Source organism: Massilia sp. 05N420, assembly GCF_056397205.1.
Genome location: NZ_JBFTMX010000133.1, coordinates 1 through 552 on the forward strand (window position 1 = coordinate 1; position 552 = coordinate 552).

A 552-nucleotide genomic window follows, 5' to 3' on the forward strand; every position below is an offset into this window, starting at 1 on the left:
GGATCGGGGCGATCGATGGCGTCGACCGCACGCTGTCCTCGATCATTCTCTCGACACGGTTTGCCCGGTGAGAAACACCGCCGCGTGGCGGCGGCAGAGATTGCCTCGCAATTGCTATTTCACATTTGCAAAGTTCGGCTAGTGTCCGTCAATGACACCGGTCGAGCGCCATCGCGCTGCCCGCGCCTGAGCTATCAACGGCATTGGAGAACACATGAATAACCACCTGAAATTCTTCATCGACGGCGCGTGGGTCGATCCTGTGGTGCCGAAGACGATCGAGGTGATCGATCCATCGACCGAAGAAACCTATACCTCGATCTCCGGCGGCTCCGCAGCCGATGTTGACAAGGCTGTTGCGGCTGCGAAGCAGGCGTTCGAAACTTTCTCGCTGACCTCGAAGGAGGAGCGTCTGGCGCTGCTGAAGCGGATCCTCGAATGCTATAATGAGCGCTTCGAAGATATCGCCCAGGCCGTCAGTCAGGAAATGGGTGCGCCGTTGCCATTCGCCCGCGATTCGCAGGCCGGGGTGGGGCGCGCTCACATGGAAGC

1 protein-coding gene is annotated in these 552 nt (G+C 59.6%); it reads left to right on the forward strand.

The window, feature by feature from the left end:
* Window positions 1-214 precede the first annotated feature (214 nt).
* A partial coding sequence (locus AC1DIX_RS27625) for an aldehyde dehydrogenase family protein (RefSeq protein ID WP_477328523.1) occupies window positions 215-552 on the forward strand: 338 nt, incomplete at its 3' end.